Genomic DNA, 15,136 nt, shown 5'->3' with positions numbered 1-15,136 from the left:
GGGGCGCGGCAGATGTGGTTAACAAAGGATAACTTCCGGTCTTAACAAAGGTTAATTTCCAGCTTTCCCTTTGGTATGCATACGCTTCCTGATGCGGCTGAGTGATACGGGCGTAATGCCCAGCATGGAAGCAATATATTTATCAGGCACCCGGTTTACCAGGTCGAAACGTTCTGTCAGCAGGGCACGGTAACGCTCCTCCGGAGACAACGTTACAAAGGATTCCATCATCTTCAGGGATTCAGATAACATGCGCATCAGGAAAAAATTCCGCAAAGGCTCATATTCAGGATGTGTTTTTAATACTTCTTCCAGTACATCATAATCCATTTCCAAAAGAGTGGTGGGTTCCAGCGCGCGGTAAATGAAGCGGGAGGGCTGCCGGTTTATAATGGTGTCGTGAGAGGCAATGAACTGATGTTCCCAGCGTAGAAACAACGTAGCCTCGTCACCGTTATCCTTGATGATATATGCCCGCATGATGCCTTGTTCAATGTATGCCAGGCGTCTTTCTGTATCTCCTTCGCGGATGTATATCTCATTGGCCTCCAGCTTTACCATCCTGGTCATGGCAAACAATGCGGTAGTGTCAGCAGGCAATACCCCTGATAACTCAAATAATAGCTGTTGTAAGGTTGTTTTTGATGTACTCATATAAAATCACCGCCGGAATAACCAGTTGCTAATGTAAGTTTAATTCCCCGAAACTGCTGCCTGGTATGTTTTTACGGATATATTTCGGGGAGATTGTAATTGCCCGGAATAATGCTGAAAAATCGATTATATTAACAGTCTGTTTTAAAATAAAATTCCATGTTAAAAAATAAGGCGGCACTCCCTTTCCTGCTATTATTGGCGGCACTCTCCGGGCATGCACAACAAACTGTTACTACTATTCAGTTAAATCAGTCAGGGTTTTATCCTTACGCACCGAAAGTGGCGGTGGTGACGGTGCCTGTTTCAGACCCGCATTTTTATATTATTAAGGACCGGGATACTGTTTTCCGGGGTATGTTAAGTGAAGAGAAAACGTCTGCCTGGTCTGCCACCAAAACAAGGATCGCCGACTTTTCAGCGTGGACCAGACCCGGAAGCTATCGCATATACGTATCCGGTGTACAACCGGTGAATTCCGCCTCTTTGGGAGATTCCCGGAATTTTATTATTGGCAACGAGATACATCATGCCGTTGGCATAGCCAGTCTGAAAGGATATTATTATCAACGTTCCGACATGCCACTGGAAGAGCGTTTCGCAGGCAAATGGCATCGGCCGGCCGGGCATCCGGATATGCAGGTGTTGGTGCATGCCGGTGCCGCCAGCTCGTCACGCCCTGTGGGAACCGTGATCGCCACTCCGGGAGGCTGGTATGATGCAGGCGATTATAACAAATACATCGTTAATTCCGGTATCACCATGGGGACCTTGCTCTCTGCCTATGAGGACTATCCTGATTACTTTAAACAGCTGAAGACGAATATCCCGGAAAGCACTGATGCCATACCGGATATCCTGAATGAGGTGATGTACAATCTCCGCTGGATGCTGACTATGCAGGACCCTGCCGATGGTGGGGTGTATAACAAATGCACCAATGCGGCCTTTGATGGTATGGTGATGCCAGGTGTTACCAAAGCACCACGCTATGTAGTGGCAAAAGGTACCACTGCCACGCTGGACTTTGCGGCCGTGGCAGCACAGGCAGCACGGGTATTGAAACCGTTTGCCCCACAGCTGGCAGATAGTTGCAGCAAGGCTGCGGCCAAAGCATGGGCCTGGGCCAAACAGTTTCCCGCGCTGGCATATGACCAGGATAAGCTGAATAAAATGTATGCACCGGCCGTGACCACAGGTCCTTATGGAGATAGATATTTTAGCGATGAATGGTTATGGGCGGCATCAGAACTATATCTTACCACCCGCGATCCTCAATACTTTGAGGTGGTGCAGCAGCATATGAGCGATAAAATAAAATTGCCCGACTGGGCGGAAGTATCCATGCTGGGGTATTATTCTTTTTTACGCAGTAAAGATTTACCAGCCAATACCAGTGGCACAGTAACGCTCATGCGTACACGCGTATTGGAGCTGGCCAATACATATATAGAAAGGGCTGGCAGCAGTGCTTTCCGGACAGTAATGGGACAAACCGCCCGCGATTTTATATGGGGCAGTAATTCCGTGGCCGCCAATGAGGGCGTTCTGTTGCTGAATGCGTATAGGCTTACCCGTGACAGGAAGTATATAGATGGTGCATTGACTAACCTGGATTATTTACTGGGCCGCAATGCTACCCACTATTCTTTTTTAACGGGAACAGGTACACAGTCGCCTATGCATCCGCACCATCGCCCTTCCATCGCAGATGGAATAACAGACCCGGTACCTGGTTTACTCGTAGCGGGACCTAATCCGGGTATGCAGGATAAAGTCCGGTACGAATTTACAGCACCGGAAACTGCTTATATTGATCACGACCAGGCCTATGCTTCCAACGAAATTGCGATCAACTGGAATGCCCCCATGGTATACCTGGCCAATGCTATAGAAGCATTAAAGCTACCCGCCGGATACGTCCGTAAACATTGATGACCGGTTCATATTGTAAAAAAAATAGTTACAGCGCGGGGTGCTATCTTCCCAGTCAGTGCCGGTTGAGGTGGTGGTACCCGTCGCTGACAAAATTGTATTGCCATATTCCGGGAATTGATGCTTAAATTACAGCACTATAAACCGATGCTTAGATGAAACCTGGAAAAATAATCCCCGCCGCTATTACCATCTTCGGCGCTAAAGGGGATCTGACAAAAAGAAAACTGATTCCGGCTCTTTATAATTTGTATACAGACAAGCATCTTCCGCCTGTATTTACCATCTATTGTGTGGACTTCCTGGCAGAAGATGAAGCCGCCTTTAAACTCGACCTGCTGGCAGGTATCAACGAGTTTAGCAGGAACGGAAAGGCCGATGAAAAAGAATGGGAAGGATTTGCTGAAAACATTCATTATCTGCAGGGCGATTTCCTGAAAACAGAAACCTACACCGGCCTGAAAGGAAAGCTGGATGCTTTTGAGAAGAAGCAGAAAAAGCATGCTACCCGGATCTTTTATTTCGCGGTGGCGCCCCGCTTTATCGAAATTATTGCAGATGGCTTATATAAACATACCCTCTGCAACCGCGATGCCCTCGATCGCATCGTAGTAGAAAAGCCTTTCGGTACCGACCTGGATACTGCAAAAAAACTCAATCGTTTTTTAACGAAACGGTTTGCTGAAAAACAGATCTATCGCATAGATCATTACCTGGGTAAAGAAGCGGTACAGAATATCATGGCGTTCCGCTTTGCCAACTATGTATTTGAACCACTATGGAATAAAAAATATATTGATCATGTACAGATCAGTGTGGCGGAAGAAGTAGGCGTAGGCAAACGCGGCGGTTATTATGATGGCGCCGGCGCTTTACGTGATATGATACAGAATCACTTGCTGCAGTTAATGTGTATCGTGGCTATGGACTCCCCGGAGTTTTATAAATCAGAACTGATCCGTGATGCCAAAGTAAAAGTACTGAAAGCCATCCGTCCATACACGCCGGCACAGGTGCTTAAAAATGTGATCCGCGGACAGTATACCGCTGGTAACGTACATGGCGCCCCACGTCTGCCTTATCGTAAAGAAGAGCATGTACAATCTGCCTCCAATACAGAAACCTTTGTAGCCGCACGTTTATTTATTGACAACGACAGGTGGAAAGGAGTACCTTTCTTTTTGCGTACGGGTAAATCCATGCCGGTACAGTCATCCGTCATAGTCGTACAGTTTAAAGATTCTCCCCATAAAATTTTTAAAGATGACCTTACACCGAACAGGCTTATCATCAGTATCCAACCGGAACTGGAAATAAGTTTGTTGTTTGAAAGTAAAGTCCCCGGTTTAAAAATGAAACTGAAACCGGTAGAAATGGACTTCACTTACCAGGAATCTTACACCGAAACAATTCCCGAAGCATACGAAGCATTGTTGCTGGATGTGCTGGATGGCAACCCTACTTTGTTCATGCGTGCCGACCAGGTAGAAGCTGCCTGGAAAGTAGTGATGCCGATTGTAGATACCTGGAAGAAATACCCGGCAAAAGAACTGCATTTGTATAAAGCAGGTACCTGGGGACCTACCGCTGCCACTGCTTTACTGAAGCCTTATGCAAAGGATTGGTTCCGGTTGTCTGCAAGGGAAGAAAGCATAAAGTAAAACGCATTAATCAGGTTGATTTACAGTGTGTTACGAGAGAATTGGAATGATTATAAAGCTCATAGTGCGGTGAAAGAGTAGTAAGAGTGTAGTAAGAGTGTAGTAAAAGAGTAATGTAACAGTAGTAAGAGTGCAGTGGGACAGTAATAGCAATATAGGGGGAATGTAATAGATAGACGAGTCCTAAGTACCGGAGAAGTATACGAGAAGTAGTAATGAAGTACGAACAAAGCCGTTTCCATATCGGAAACGGCTTTGTTCGTTTATGAACTTCCGTATTTACGGAGTATACGTTACACTGCTGCCATACAGTATATTGGATACGCCGGAGAAATAAGTGTGCTTGTCGGTGCTGGTGAGGTTATACCATAAGTACACGCCATAGCCATTGTTCTTTGTTTGGGTAGCCAGGGAGTTGGCAGTGCTCTGACTGGTACTCTGTATATCTACTGCAGCAGGAGCTAACTGACTCTTCGCCAGCCCTGCTACGTTGGGCACAGAATAAGAGCCGTAAATAGCATTCCAGCTGTAGTTAACAAAGTCACCTACTTTTTTACCTCCCCATGATAAGCGGGAAGCAGCCGGGCCATAGTAGTAGAAAGAGATGATTTTGGAAGGCATTATTTTCCGCAGTTCATCTACCAGCATCACGAAAGAACTGTCGTTGGGCTGTGTGGTGCCATTGTTACCATAATCGGCATACTCATCATCAAAATCAATTCCATCCAGACCATAATACGTCACCGTGTCGCTGAGTTGTTGTGCAAAAGCATGGGCAGAAGTTCTGCTCGTAAAATTACAGAAACCGGCGCCCTGGTGATTGCCAAGAATAGACAGCAATACCTTCATGCCTTTGTTTTGCAGGGGCACAATTTGTGTGGCCTTGTTAGTCAGCACATTGGACACATTAGGGTTGTTGTACAATACCGCTTTATGGGTGGTGGTATTGTAATTAATGTTGGCTGCAAAGATGATCGCAATATCAAACAGTTGTTGCCCACCGGTGGTTAGGGTGTATTTGCCGGTGTTCAGTAAACTGTTACTGTTGACTTCTACATAGCAAACAGACTTGCCACCGGTTTTGGTGACAGATTCTGTGCTGACTTTTCTGCCGTCATTTTTTGCATCAGGAGGGGCGACACTTTTTTGACTTTCTTTCTTACAGGCAACTGCGAAGAGTAGGGTTACAGCAGTAGCGGTACCTGCGACTATCAGCCGCCAGGAGTGGAATTTTGTTTTCATAACAACATTTTAGATGTTTAAATAATCCGGGTTCAGTTTTGGTTATGGGTTTCCAGGCTAACGGATCTAACGACAGATATGTTGGAGACTATACTCAGGCTAACGTTGAATGATATATAACCGGTGGCTGACGAAATAGCCAGCCACCGGGGAATTGGGTATTATTTTATTTGCCGTTATCCCACCAGAGACGGGTACCGCCATTATCTTGTCCGCCCAGCAGTTGAACGCCTTTCGCTACTGTAGCAGGGTTCGTGTTGTATTCATTTTGCGGATAAGGCAGCCTTCTGATTTGTACATCCGAAGAAATGGTACCACCACTATTGTTATGAACCACCTTGAATAACTTAGGATAACCGGTCCGACGGAATTCAGTCCAGGCTTCCTGTCCTTCCGGGAACATCGCCAGCCATTTCTGTGTGGCGATGCGTTCACGTTGTATGTTCTCGTTTACGCCACTATTCCATTTGATAGTGATGACAGACGGATTGACAATAGTATCTCCCGGCTTTTTGGGATCCACAGAAGGAGCAGGACGGCTGCTATCATTGTTAAGATAGCCTGCCGGGTCCACTTTCCACTGTGCCATAGACATATTCACTCCTTGTTCATACAATTGTTGCGCTGTTCCGCCGGCATTGGCCCAGCTGTTGAGCGCGGCTTCTGCCCGCAGGAAATATACTTCTGCGGCAGTCATTAACTGTACAGGTGTTTTTAAATTAAAAGATGGTGTAGTTCCATCATTGGTATTAATAGAAGAATAGCCAACATAATCCTTTTTGTCGTTAGCGCCGGTAATGCTGCCCATACGGATACCGATGTACCTTGGTGGGAAAGCTGGATCAGTTGATTTATCCATATACTTACCTACACGCGGATCATTGAAGCCGGTAAGGAAGCATTGCAGGGTGGCGCTCACACGGGTGTCTGCCCAGTTCTGGGCAACAAATACCAGTGGATTGGTGAAATCACCGGTCACCTTTACAGTCATGTTATCTGCATTATCTGCCAGCACGCCGCCATTCGCAGGGTCCAGTGCTTTTTCACCTTCTGTTTTTGCCGTTGTTTTATCAATATTGGAAATATGCATGGCCAGACGCAAACGAAGGGAGTTGGCAAAACGCAGCCATTGTGTAAAGTTGCCGCCATATACCAGGTCGAAGCTCCCAAAATTAAATGGCAGCGTAGCACCACTGCTGATCTGGGTGCGCAACGCTTTGCTGGCACTATCCAGTTCCAGGAAGAAACGTTTGTAAATATCCTGTTGGCTATCGTAGGCAGCAGTACCGGACTCACCGGCATGGCTATACGGAATAGGGCCATAGATATCTGTTACGCGGCTCATACCTGTCACCTGTACAATTTGCGCTACCGCCCATACGGCCGGGTAAGTTTTTTCAATACCTGTTTTCCGGAGCCGGGCAATAGGCGACATGATGTTCAGATAACCTACTTTATAAGCTTCTTCATTCCAGCCACTTACCAGCCCGTAGTTCATATTGGTATTGCCACCAAAAGGATTGGGCGACATTAAATAACCGGAAAAACAGTCTGCATTCAGGTTTTGCTGCACCTGGTAAGAGTTCGGATCTCCACCACCGGAGAAATTGTAAATAGACATCTGGGCAGACTTCAGATATAAACCGAGGTTGTTAAAATCCGCCGCCAGCTGGTCTTCCGTTATACCGGTATTGTTGGTGTTGTATCTTTCAAAGTTTTTTGTACATGCACTCAGGCCAGCCACCAGCAATGCTACTGCTACCCATAAACGGGATTTGTAGCCATGCATTTTATTTGGAAATTTCATCTTTTGTCAGTTTTTGCGTGAATGATTTTAGAAAGAAGCATTTAATGTAAGACCATAACTACGGGTAGCTGGTAACATAAACACATCTACACCTCCCAGTCCATTTGCAGTAGACATGGTTTGCTCAGGATCAAATGGCGCTTTCTTGGAGAAATAAAACAGGTTACGACCAGTCAGCGAAAACTTCAGCGTTTTCAGGAATGAGTTGGCTACCGGTACAGTATAGCCCAGTGATGCTTCTCTTAATCTTACGGTAGTAGCACTGTATAAATATTCTGATGAAACACCTTCTCTGCCACCAACAACAGAATACCAATCCTGTGCTTTCACGGTGGTCACTGCTTTGCCGGTCGGATCTACTCCATTCACCTGAACGCCGCCGTTATCACGTGCGTCACCACTGACTTTTGAAACGCCATAGTAGTCCATCATCGCCTGGGTAACTGACATCACTTTACCACCAAATTTACCATCGATCAGGAATGACAAAGTGAAATTGTTAAACACAAAATTGTTATTCCAGCCTAACTGCCATTTGGTATTGGCATTGCCCAGATACACCATATCTCCGCCCTGCTTAATAGGCTTGCCGCTTGCATCAATCATCACACGACCCTGATCATCATGCTTTAACACAGTACCGTAAATATCACCAAAGGAACCACCTACTTTAAATTGGGAAGCATAGTTGGCACCGGAGGCACCGCTTAAAGTGAAACGGTCTGACAATGGCGATAATTCTATGATTTTATTATCATTGGTAGCGAAATTAATTCCCGTGTTCCATTGCAGTTTGGTATGACGTAATACATCATATCGCAATACTGCTTCCACACCCTGGTTTTGTATGTTACCTGCATTAATAAAATAGGTATCAAAGAAGGTAGCAGTCGGTGATTTAATTTGCAGGGTTTGATTGGTTGTATTTGTTTTATAGTAGGTGAGATCTATACTCAGCCTGCTGTCAAAAAAGCGCCATTCAGTACCTAATTCCAGTGATTTTGTTTTTTCCGGTTTCAGTGAACGGAAGGGTTCTGCTATACTAACAATGGGAGTACCACCGGTCCCTAATGTATTAGGTGCAGGGTTACTCTGGTAAACTAAGGGGGAATTACCCACTATCGCGTAGGAGCCACGTATTTTGGCATAGGTAATCTGCTCCGGTAGTTTTACCAGTTGACTCAGTAATACATTCAACCCTGCAGAAGGGTAGAAGTAAGACATCTGTGGTGTAAACGCCAGGTTGGAGGCCCAGTCATTACGCGCCGTCAGATCCAGGAATAACCACTCTTTATAAGAGATGTTGGCGCTGGCAAAAACAGATTGCCACTGCCCGTGATTTTCCAGCTGTGTGCCGGAATTACGGCCATTCAGTGTTTTAATATTCTGAACAGTGAAAACATTTGGTATATACAAACCATCCTGTCCAGAGTTCAGGAAAACACCGGTGGTTTTTACATCGCGGATACTACCCCCTACAACACCTGTAATTTTGAAATCGTTTACAGGAATGTTGAAGTTGGCAATCAGATCACCATATTGCTGCGTAGTAGTGCTGTTGTTGTAATTATACAAACCATTCGCAGGCGCTACCGCCTTTTGTGAGCTGGCATATATCTTCTGCTCGTATACATCGGCGATCCGGTCAATACTTCCTCTTGCCTGTACATTCAACCAGGAATTGATATCGTATTTCAGATTAGCATTCGCCAGTATCCTGTTGCGGGTAAGACTGTTGGTATTGCGGTTAAGGATCCACCACGGATTCTGCTGTACATCTTCGTCGAAAGGCCAGTTCTGTACATTCAGAAAGTTCCTCGAAGGATCTGGTTTTTCAAACTGGTCTTTGTATGGTCTGATATCCTGGCCGCGTGGGAAAAGATATAAACCGGTGAGAGGATTGTAGTACAAACCGGAAAGCGGTGTATTGTCAATCTTCTGTGTCATATAGTTTATATCTGCGGAAGCAGTCAGTTTATCATTCAGGAAATGCCCTGTTTCTTTGAAATCCAGGTTATGACGTCCCAGTTTATTGCCCGCTTCAATGCCTTTGGCAGACGTGTTGGCGTAAGAGAAATAGGTTTGCATTTTCTCGGAACCGGAAGACAGGCTGATGGCGTTGGTAAAGTTGGTGCCATTTTGGAAAAAGGGAGAGAGGTTATTGGGAGCACTGGTAATCTTGTTGCCCCAGCTTTGTGCAGCTCCCTGGCTGGTGGAGCCGTAATGGTCCTGAAATTCCGGTTTGTACGCTGCCTGTGTAATATTGAAGCCGGAAGAGAAATTAATCAGGGTACGACCCGCTTTACCACTTTTAGTAGTAACAATGATCACACCATTGGCGCCCTGGCTACCATACAGTGCTGCGGCGGAAGCACCTTTCAATACGGAAATATTTTCAATGTCTTCCGGGTTCAGATTAGAGATCGGATCACCACCATCGTAGGCGAGGTTACCACCATAAACGCTGGTAGGCTGATTGGTGAGGGTATTGTTCATGGGCACCCCATCGATCACATACAACGCCTGGTTGCTTCCAAGGCCTGATTTATTACCACGCAGGATTACTTTGGCAGAACCACCTACACCGGAACCGCTGGAAGAGATAGTTAAACCTGCTACTTTACCATTCAGGGTATTCACGAGGTTAGGATCTTTCGCTTTGGTCAGTTCCAGTCCATCCAGTTGCTGGGTGGAATAAGTAATGGATTTATCAGATCTTTTAATACCCAGGGCCGTTACTACTACAGCACCCAGCTGACTATCCTGGATAGCCAGTGTTACCTGGATATTGGTGTCATTACCTACTGTTATTTGTTTGCTTTCATACCCAATGAAGCTGATAATCAAAACATCGCCCGGATTAACAGCCAGGGTGAAACCACCTTCCACATTGGTCATGGTGCCTTTGGTGGTACCTTTTACCTGGATAGACACGCCGATGAGCGGCGCTCCTTTGGCATCTGTTACCTTACCTTGTATAGGTTGTACAGCAATAGGCTCCACGGCTTTTGCCCTGGGGCTGATGACAATCGTTTTATCTACAATGTTGTAGTTAAACAATTTACTATTCAGACAGGCATTCAGGACTTCTGTAAGGGAGGCCTGGCTCATATTCAGATTTACGGGAGCTGCCTTCTCCAGTAACTTTTCATCATAGATAAATTCATAACCCGTCTGGCGGCTAATGCTGTTAAACACATCGTAAAGCGGGAGGTGCTTTCCTTTGATGGTAACAGACTGAGAGTAGGTTTTAGCGCTCAGCTGAAGGGTGAATACCAGTGTCAGTATTGCAGTTAATCGCATAATTAACAGTAATTTTCTTTGCATACGCCCTCCTTTACAGGGGACTTTGAAGGTACCAAGTAGTTCCATACTTTTGTGTTGTTGGCTTAATAATTCAATTTTCTAAATGATTCAGGGAGTTGGGTTGCCATCTATCGCCGGGAGCATTGCAGTGCTTCCGGTTTTTTTACAACCGGTAGTGGAATTATTCACGTCTTCATAACTTACAATAATTTTAAAATGATGAATTCATAAGTGGACAAATAGCTAGCTGTTACTGTGGATCGTATGGTCTTACCAGGATCCGGTTGTCGTTAATATCAAAGTGAACGCGTTTCGTTGTTGATAAAATTTTGAATAAGGAGGAGGCATTCTCTCTCCGGGAAATAATCCCTGTTAAACGTACATCTGAGAGGTCACCCTGGTAGGTAACTTCTATATTGTACCATCTGGCCATCTGGCGCATGATGGTTTGTATGCTGGTATTACGGAAACGGAATTTGCCTTCTTTCCAGGCCAGTGTTTGTTCCAGGTCCGCTTTTTCAATGACAAAATCTTTATCGCCGGCAGACAGGGTGCCCCCGAATCCGGGTTTCAGCAAACTTTTGCTGCTGCCATGTACCAGTTGTACGGCGCCATCTTCCAGGGTAGTGGTAATGGTTTGTTCATCCGGATAGGCCATGATATTGAAGCTGGTGCCTAATACATTCACTTCCATGTCCGGAGTGCCTTTCACTTTCACCCGGAAAGGTTGTTGCGCATTGGCGGCAATCTGGAAATAACCTTCTCCCGTTATCTCTACCAGTCTTTCTTTTCCGGTAAAAGCTGTAGGGAAACGGATACTGCTGGCGGCATTCAGCCATACTTTACTACCATCAGAGAGGGTCAGCTGGTATTGCCCTCCGCGGGGAGTGACTACTGTATTGTATACCACCTCTGCAGGGATGCCTTCTGCTTTATAGGCAAGGCCCTGCTGGGTATTCATAATGCTGGTGTTGCCCTGCTTTGCCAGCGCACCAATGTTGGCGCTGTCAAGCGGAATTGTTTTGCCATCTGCGAGTACCAGCATGGCTTTATTGCTGCCTGGTGCAAGCGGAGCGATGGTAGTGGCGGCGATCGGAGCCACCGGCACGGACCGTTTTAAGTAATGGTTGCCTGCAAAGAACACGGCACCCAGCAGGGCCGCTGCGGCAGCATATTGCAGGATCCGGATCCTGCCGGTTGTTTTTACTGGTGCGGATTGTAAAATATGTTGGAGAATAACGGCTTCATCTTCCTTTTGCCAGCCACTGTCAGGTACCTGTCCATATAAGGCAGACAGGATATCTGCTTTGATTTCCGGCTCATAATCGTTGGTCGCTACCAGCGTTTTTAAACGCTGCAGCTCCTCCTGGCTGATCCGGCCATGCTTATATTTTTCAAGCAGTAACTGCACTTCCATCGTGGACATATACAAAGTTTAGGAAGGGTGATGTGGGTAAAGACGAGCGACAAATAAAAAAGGAGTATCCCAGGGAAAAATATTTTTTCAACAGGTAAATTACTTGCGTAAGGTGAGGAGGATCAACAGCAGCGGGAAAATATCATTCTGAATCCGGGCTTTAACAAAAGTGCGTACAGCGTGCATCGCCAGGCTCATTTGCTTTTTAACGGTGTGTACTGAAATATTCAGTTGCAGGGAGATCTCTTCATTGCTCCAGCCCTGTTTTCTGGCTAAATATACTTTTTTACGTTCCGGAGGGAGCCCGGATACAGCTTTGTCGAGGATGGCATCGTACTCCCGTTGCAGTAAGAGGTGGTCCGTATCGTTTTGCGTGGCAGGCTGGTTTTTTCCAAGCAGATCATAGACCTTTAGTCGTACCAGCTGTTTTTTAAAGCCATCATAAATATGGTTGCGGGTAAGGATAAAGAGATAGTCTTTGAAATTCTTTACCTGGTGCATGTCTGCTCTTTTCAACCAGATCTTCATAAATACCTCCTGCACAATTTCCCTGGCCAGACTATTATCCTTCAGGTAAAGCATGGCTACATCAAATACCTGCTGACTGTAATGCCGGAACAAAATGGTATAGGCGTCCCCGTCGCCGGTGGCAACCTGTTCCAGTAGCTCATGTTCATCTGGTAAGGAGAAATTTGACAAAGTTGGTGGTTTATGTGCCCTTACAAAATCTATAAACAAAGTAAATTTAGGGGACCCGAAATTAATAATAAAATAATTTATATAGGCAGATGGGGCAGGCAGCGGTTTTTAAATTAAGAAAATAATTATGTAATTTCAGCACATGTCAAGCCTCTATCCGGGAATACAATGGGTTGTTCAGAGAAACCTGACCAGTAAAACAGATCTGGAAAGTTTGCAACTATCCTGTGAAGCGGCGGGGGTAAGTTTCCAGGGAATTGATATCATTCCTTTTTCGTCTTCGTTGACTGTAGAATGCGGATGTATGAATGCAGCCGGATTTTACAAAGCAGATGTGGGTGCCATTGTAGCCGCAGTATCGGCCTGGTTTGTAAATGTTTCCCAATAGTACGCGTTTAACCACTACGCATTTACACTGCGTTTTGTATGCATATCTTACACTCATAATACTAACTGCTACCTTATGAATGAATTCAAATTCTGGCATATTATCGAAGATGCCTGGGCAGCCTCGCCTGCTTTACTTGAAATGCGGAATACTGCGTTGAAAACCAACGATGCTGCATTGATAGAGGATCTGACTGGTGAGGTGTATGGTCCTGTTACCAATAATATCAGGGATTTGTTGCTGGGACTGAATAAGGAAGAACTGACCGCTTTTAATCATATCATGGAGGAAATGTTATTCCGGATAGACCGGGAAGATATTCATAGATATACTGATGGCTCCGATGATGGGTTTCTTTATTGCAGATGTTTTATTGTTGGGATGGGCAGGACATATTATGAAATGATTGAGGAAAATCCATCCAAAGCCACCTGTGATGCAGAAGCAGAGATTGTAGGTTTTATTGGGTATATGGTATATAAGGAATTATTTGGCGAAGAATTTGAAAGATTTACTGTGCATTGTACCGAAACCTGTTCAAACGCGCGGGGGTGGGAAAATGAATAAAATAAAATATATGGACGAAGAGGAAATATATGGTATTGATAAAGATCATGCACATCCACGGGCTATCGAATTGATTCCGGAAGATTTTTTCTGGGATGACTTAGATGGATTGGCTCCTTTTGGCTCCGACGAAGGGGAACAGGCGTTAGTGAAATTCCGGCTTTGGCGTAAAACCAACCCGGATGCCCCGCTAATAGACTGTTTGAAATGGGTGATGGAAACAGTGGGGAAAATGGACATCAACGCATACAATGAAGACCTGCTCGACAGGGATTTGATGAAGCATTTAATAGAAGATCCTGCATATGATTACCGGCATTCTATTTTTGCACTGGACGCAGCTGTCATTGCCACCGGATTTGGTCAACTGGTAGATGAAGGTGTGATGGATGCGGAAACAAAACCCATTATCAGCATTGCTTTGGAACGACAAATTGCCTGGGCTTTGTTATCGGAAAGCTTGTCCTATGCAGAACAGCATATAGGTTATCTGAATATCATGAAACGCGCACTGGAAGACGCATAAGGGCAATAGGATTCCCCTGCATCATGCCCTGTAATATTTATGACCGCTGCCATTGATTACTGGTTACTTCATAATGTTTCATTTCTTCAATACTATTGTAAAAAGGTTTTACCAGCTCAAAGAAAGGAGGGAACTCCGCTTCCTTACGAAACCCATTCAAATGATCTTCTTTGGATGTCCAATGAATAGTAACGATGTAATGGTGAGGTTCTTCTATTCCATGTATTACCTCGTAAGCAAGACAATAAGGCGAAGCCTGCAACAGCTTACCGGCAGCCACGTACGCCGTTTCAAAATTTTGTTGATCGTTTTCCCGGATGTTGTACCTGATAATTTCTACTGTGTAATTTTTGTTCGCACTCATCGTTGTTAAGTTTTTGCATTTTTTTGTGAGATGGGAATAATACATCTTTCCCGTGAATACAAATGTAGGGCCCTGCTTTTAGCCCGGAAATACCTTACCAAAAAGTAGGGTGGGAATACTAAAACTTGTTAACTTGTAGTGTCATTTCACGACCTGTTTATGATCACACTTAACAATAAAGTATATACCTGCCCGGTGGATGTTACCCTGGGCTTTATTGGAGGCAAATGGAAACTGCTCATCCTTTCCCAACTTCATCACTTCGACAAAAAAAGTTATGCGGAAATCAGGGATAACCTCCCGGGCGTTTCAGAAAAAATGCTTAGCCAGCAATTGAAAGAACTGGAACGAGACCTGCTCATCGAAAAAAAAGTGCTGTCAAAAAAGCCCTATAGAGTAGAATACGCTTTAGCCGCTGCCGGAAAAAGCCTGGCGCCATTGTATGAGTTTACAAGTGAATGGGGCATCGCCTATTTAAAAACAAATGGCATCGACTATCTGCAGGATCAGCATTTATATAAGTAGACAGGGATAGTGTAACGTGTTGATAATTGCAGGTCATTGTGTGAC

At 45.1% G+C, this 15,136-nt stretch carries 13 protein-coding genes; 6 read left to right on the top strand and 7 right to left on the bottom strand.

Going from position 1 to position 15,136, the window contains the following annotated elements; all coding sequences use genetic code 11:
* Positions 1-51: 51 nt before the first annotated feature.
* On the bottom strand, positions 52-654 hold the full coding sequence (locus AB4Z08_RS30305) for a Crp/Fnr family transcriptional regulator (protein WP_441577538.1): 603 nt from the start codon (positions 652-654) through the stop codon (positions 52-54).
* A 159-nt stretch (positions 655-813) separates the two neighbouring features.
* Here AB4Z08_RS30305 and AB4Z08_RS30300 point away from each other — a divergent pair, with 159 nt between their 5' ends.
* Complete coding sequence (locus AB4Z08_RS30300; protein ID WP_441577537.1) at positions 814-2,589, top strand: glycoside hydrolase family 9 protein; 1,776 nt, start codon at positions 814-816, stop codon at positions 2,587-2,589.
* Positions 2,590-2,744: 155 nt separating this feature from the next.
* Positions 2,745-4,250 carry a glucose-6-phosphate dehydrogenase gene (zwf, locus tag AB4Z08_RS30295; protein ID WP_441577536.1) on the top strand — a complete coding sequence of 502 codons (1,506 nt, stop codon included), beginning with the start codon at positions 2,745-2,747 and terminating at the stop codon, positions 4,248-4,250.
* A 279-nt stretch (positions 4,251-4,529) separates the two neighbouring features.
* Here zwf and AB4Z08_RS30290 read toward each other — a convergent pair whose 3' ends face one another.
* From AB4Z08_RS30290 to AB4Z08_RS30270, 5 genes are all read right to left on the bottom strand, one after another.
* Positions 4,530-5,492 carry an endo-beta-N-acetylglucosaminidase H gene (locus tag AB4Z08_RS30290; RefSeq protein ID WP_441577535.1) on the bottom strand — a complete coding sequence of 321 codons (963 nt, stop codon included), beginning with the start codon at positions 5,490-5,492 and terminating at the stop codon, positions 4,530-4,532.
* A 166-nt stretch (positions 5,493-5,658) separates the two neighbouring features.
* Positions 5,659-7,299, bottom strand: coding sequence for a SusD/RagB family nutrient-binding outer membrane lipoprotein (locus tag AB4Z08_RS30285; protein WP_441577534.1), 1,641 nt, complete (start codon positions 7,297-7,299; stop codon positions 5,659-5,661).
* A gap of 27 nt (positions 7,300-7,326) precedes the next feature.
* Complete coding sequence (locus AB4Z08_RS30280) at positions 7,327-10,602, bottom strand: SusC/RagA family TonB-linked outer membrane protein (protein ID WP_441577533.1); 3,276 nt, start codon at positions 10,600-10,602, stop codon at positions 7,327-7,329.
* Between the two features lie 253 nt (positions 10,603-10,855).
* On the bottom strand, positions 10,856-12,031 hold the full coding sequence (locus tag AB4Z08_RS30275) for a FecR family protein (protein ID WP_441577532.1): 1,176 nt from the start codon (positions 12,029-12,031) through the stop codon (positions 10,856-10,858).
* A gap of 90 nt (positions 12,032-12,121) precedes the next feature.
* The gene (locus AB4Z08_RS30270) at positions 12,122-12,721 is read right to left on the bottom strand and encodes an RNA polymerase sigma factor (RefSeq protein WP_441577531.1); all 600 of its coding nucleotides are present in this window, start codon (positions 12,719-12,721) and stop codon (positions 12,122-12,124) included.
* A gap of 142 nt (positions 12,722-12,863) precedes the next feature.
* Between AB4Z08_RS30270 and AB4Z08_RS30265 the strand changes: the two genes are divergently transcribed.
* The 3 genes from AB4Z08_RS30265 to AB4Z08_RS30255 all read left to right on the top strand — a co-directional run bounded on the left by AB4Z08_RS30265 (position 12,864) and on the right by AB4Z08_RS30255 (position 14,202).
* Complete coding sequence (locus tag AB4Z08_RS30265; protein WP_441577530.1) at positions 12,864-13,109, top strand: hypothetical protein; 246 nt, start codon at positions 12,864-12,866, stop codon at positions 13,107-13,109.
* 75 nt (positions 13,110-13,184) lie between these two features.
* Entirely contained in the window at positions 13,185-13,676 is a 492-nt protein-coding gene (locus AB4Z08_RS30260) for a DUF4240 domain-containing protein (RefSeq protein WP_441577529.1), read from the top strand.
* 10 nt (positions 13,677-13,686) lie between these two features.
* Positions 13,687-14,202 (top strand): hypothetical protein, encoded by a 516-nt coding sequence (locus AB4Z08_RS30255; RefSeq protein WP_441577528.1) that lies wholly within the window; start codon positions 13,687-13,689, stop codon positions 14,200-14,202.
* Between the two features lie 37 nt (positions 14,203-14,239).
* On the opposite strand, the gene AB4Z08_RS30250 is transcribed toward AB4Z08_RS30255, so the two are convergent.
* Positions 14,240-14,566: an antibiotic biosynthesis monooxygenase family protein gene (locus tag AB4Z08_RS30250; protein WP_441577527.1), complete on the bottom strand. Its 327-nt coding sequence runs from the start codon at positions 14,564-14,566 to the stop codon at positions 14,240-14,242.
* 159 nt (positions 14,567-14,725) lie between these two features.
* Here AB4Z08_RS30250 and AB4Z08_RS30245 point away from each other — a divergent pair, with 159 nt between their 5' ends.
* On the top strand, positions 14,726-15,091 hold the full coding sequence (locus tag AB4Z08_RS30245) for a winged helix-turn-helix transcriptional regulator (protein ID WP_441577526.1): 366 nt from the start codon (positions 14,726-14,728) through the stop codon (positions 15,089-15,091).
* Positions 15,092-15,136: the final 45 nt, after the last annotated feature.

Origin of the sequence: Chitinophaga sp. RAB17 (assembly GCF_052114225.1) — a bacterium.
Lineage (GTDB): Bacteria > Bacteroidota > Bacteroidia > Chitinophagales > Chitinophagaceae > Chitinophaga.
Note: the sequence above shows the minus strand (reverse complement) of the source record. Positions and strands in the feature narration are given on the sequence as shown.

Coding starts and splice junctions, on each gene's coding strand:
- AB4Z08_RS30280 (WP_441577533.1), bottom strand. CDS start 10,602: ATGCGATTAACTGCAATACTGACACTGGTATTCACCCTTCAGCTGAGC.
- AB4Z08_RS30255 (WP_441577528.1), top strand. CDS start 13,687: ATGGACGAAGAGGAAATATATGGTATTGATAAAGATCATGCACATCCA.
- AB4Z08_RS30290 (WP_441577535.1), bottom strand. CDS start 5,492: ATGAAAACAAAATTCCACTCCTGGCGGCTGATAGTCGCAGGTACCGCT.
- AB4Z08_RS30275 (WP_441577532.1), bottom strand. CDS start 12,031: ATGTCCACGATGGAAGTGCAGTTACTGCTTGAAAAATATAAGCATGGC.
- AB4Z08_RS30245 (WP_441577526.1), top strand. CDS start 14,726: ATGATCACACTTAACAATAAAGTATATACCTGCCCGGTGGATGTTACC.
- AB4Z08_RS30300 (WP_441577537.1), top strand. CDS start 814: ATGTTAAAAAATAAGGCGGCACTCCCTTTCCTGCTATTATTGGCGGCA.
- AB4Z08_RS30250 (WP_441577527.1), bottom strand. CDS start 14,566: ATGAGTGCGAACAAAAATTACACAGTAGAAATTATCAGGTACAACATC.
- AB4Z08_RS30305 (WP_441577538.1), bottom strand. CDS start 654: ATGAGTACATCAAAAACAACCTTACAACAGCTATTATTTGAGTTATCA.
- AB4Z08_RS30285 (WP_441577534.1), bottom strand. CDS start 7,299: ATGAAATTTCCAAATAAAATGCATGGCTACAAATCCCGTTTATGGGTA.
- AB4Z08_RS30260 (WP_441577529.1), top strand. CDS start 13,185: ATGAATGAATTCAAATTCTGGCATATTATCGAAGATGCCTGGGCAGCC.
- AB4Z08_RS30265 (WP_441577530.1), top strand. CDS start 12,864: ATGTCAAGCCTCTATCCGGGAATACAATGGGTTGTTCAGAGAAACCTG.
- zwf (WP_441577536.1), top strand. CDS start 2,745: ATGAAACCTGGAAAAATAATCCCCGCCGCTATTACCATCTTCGGCGCT.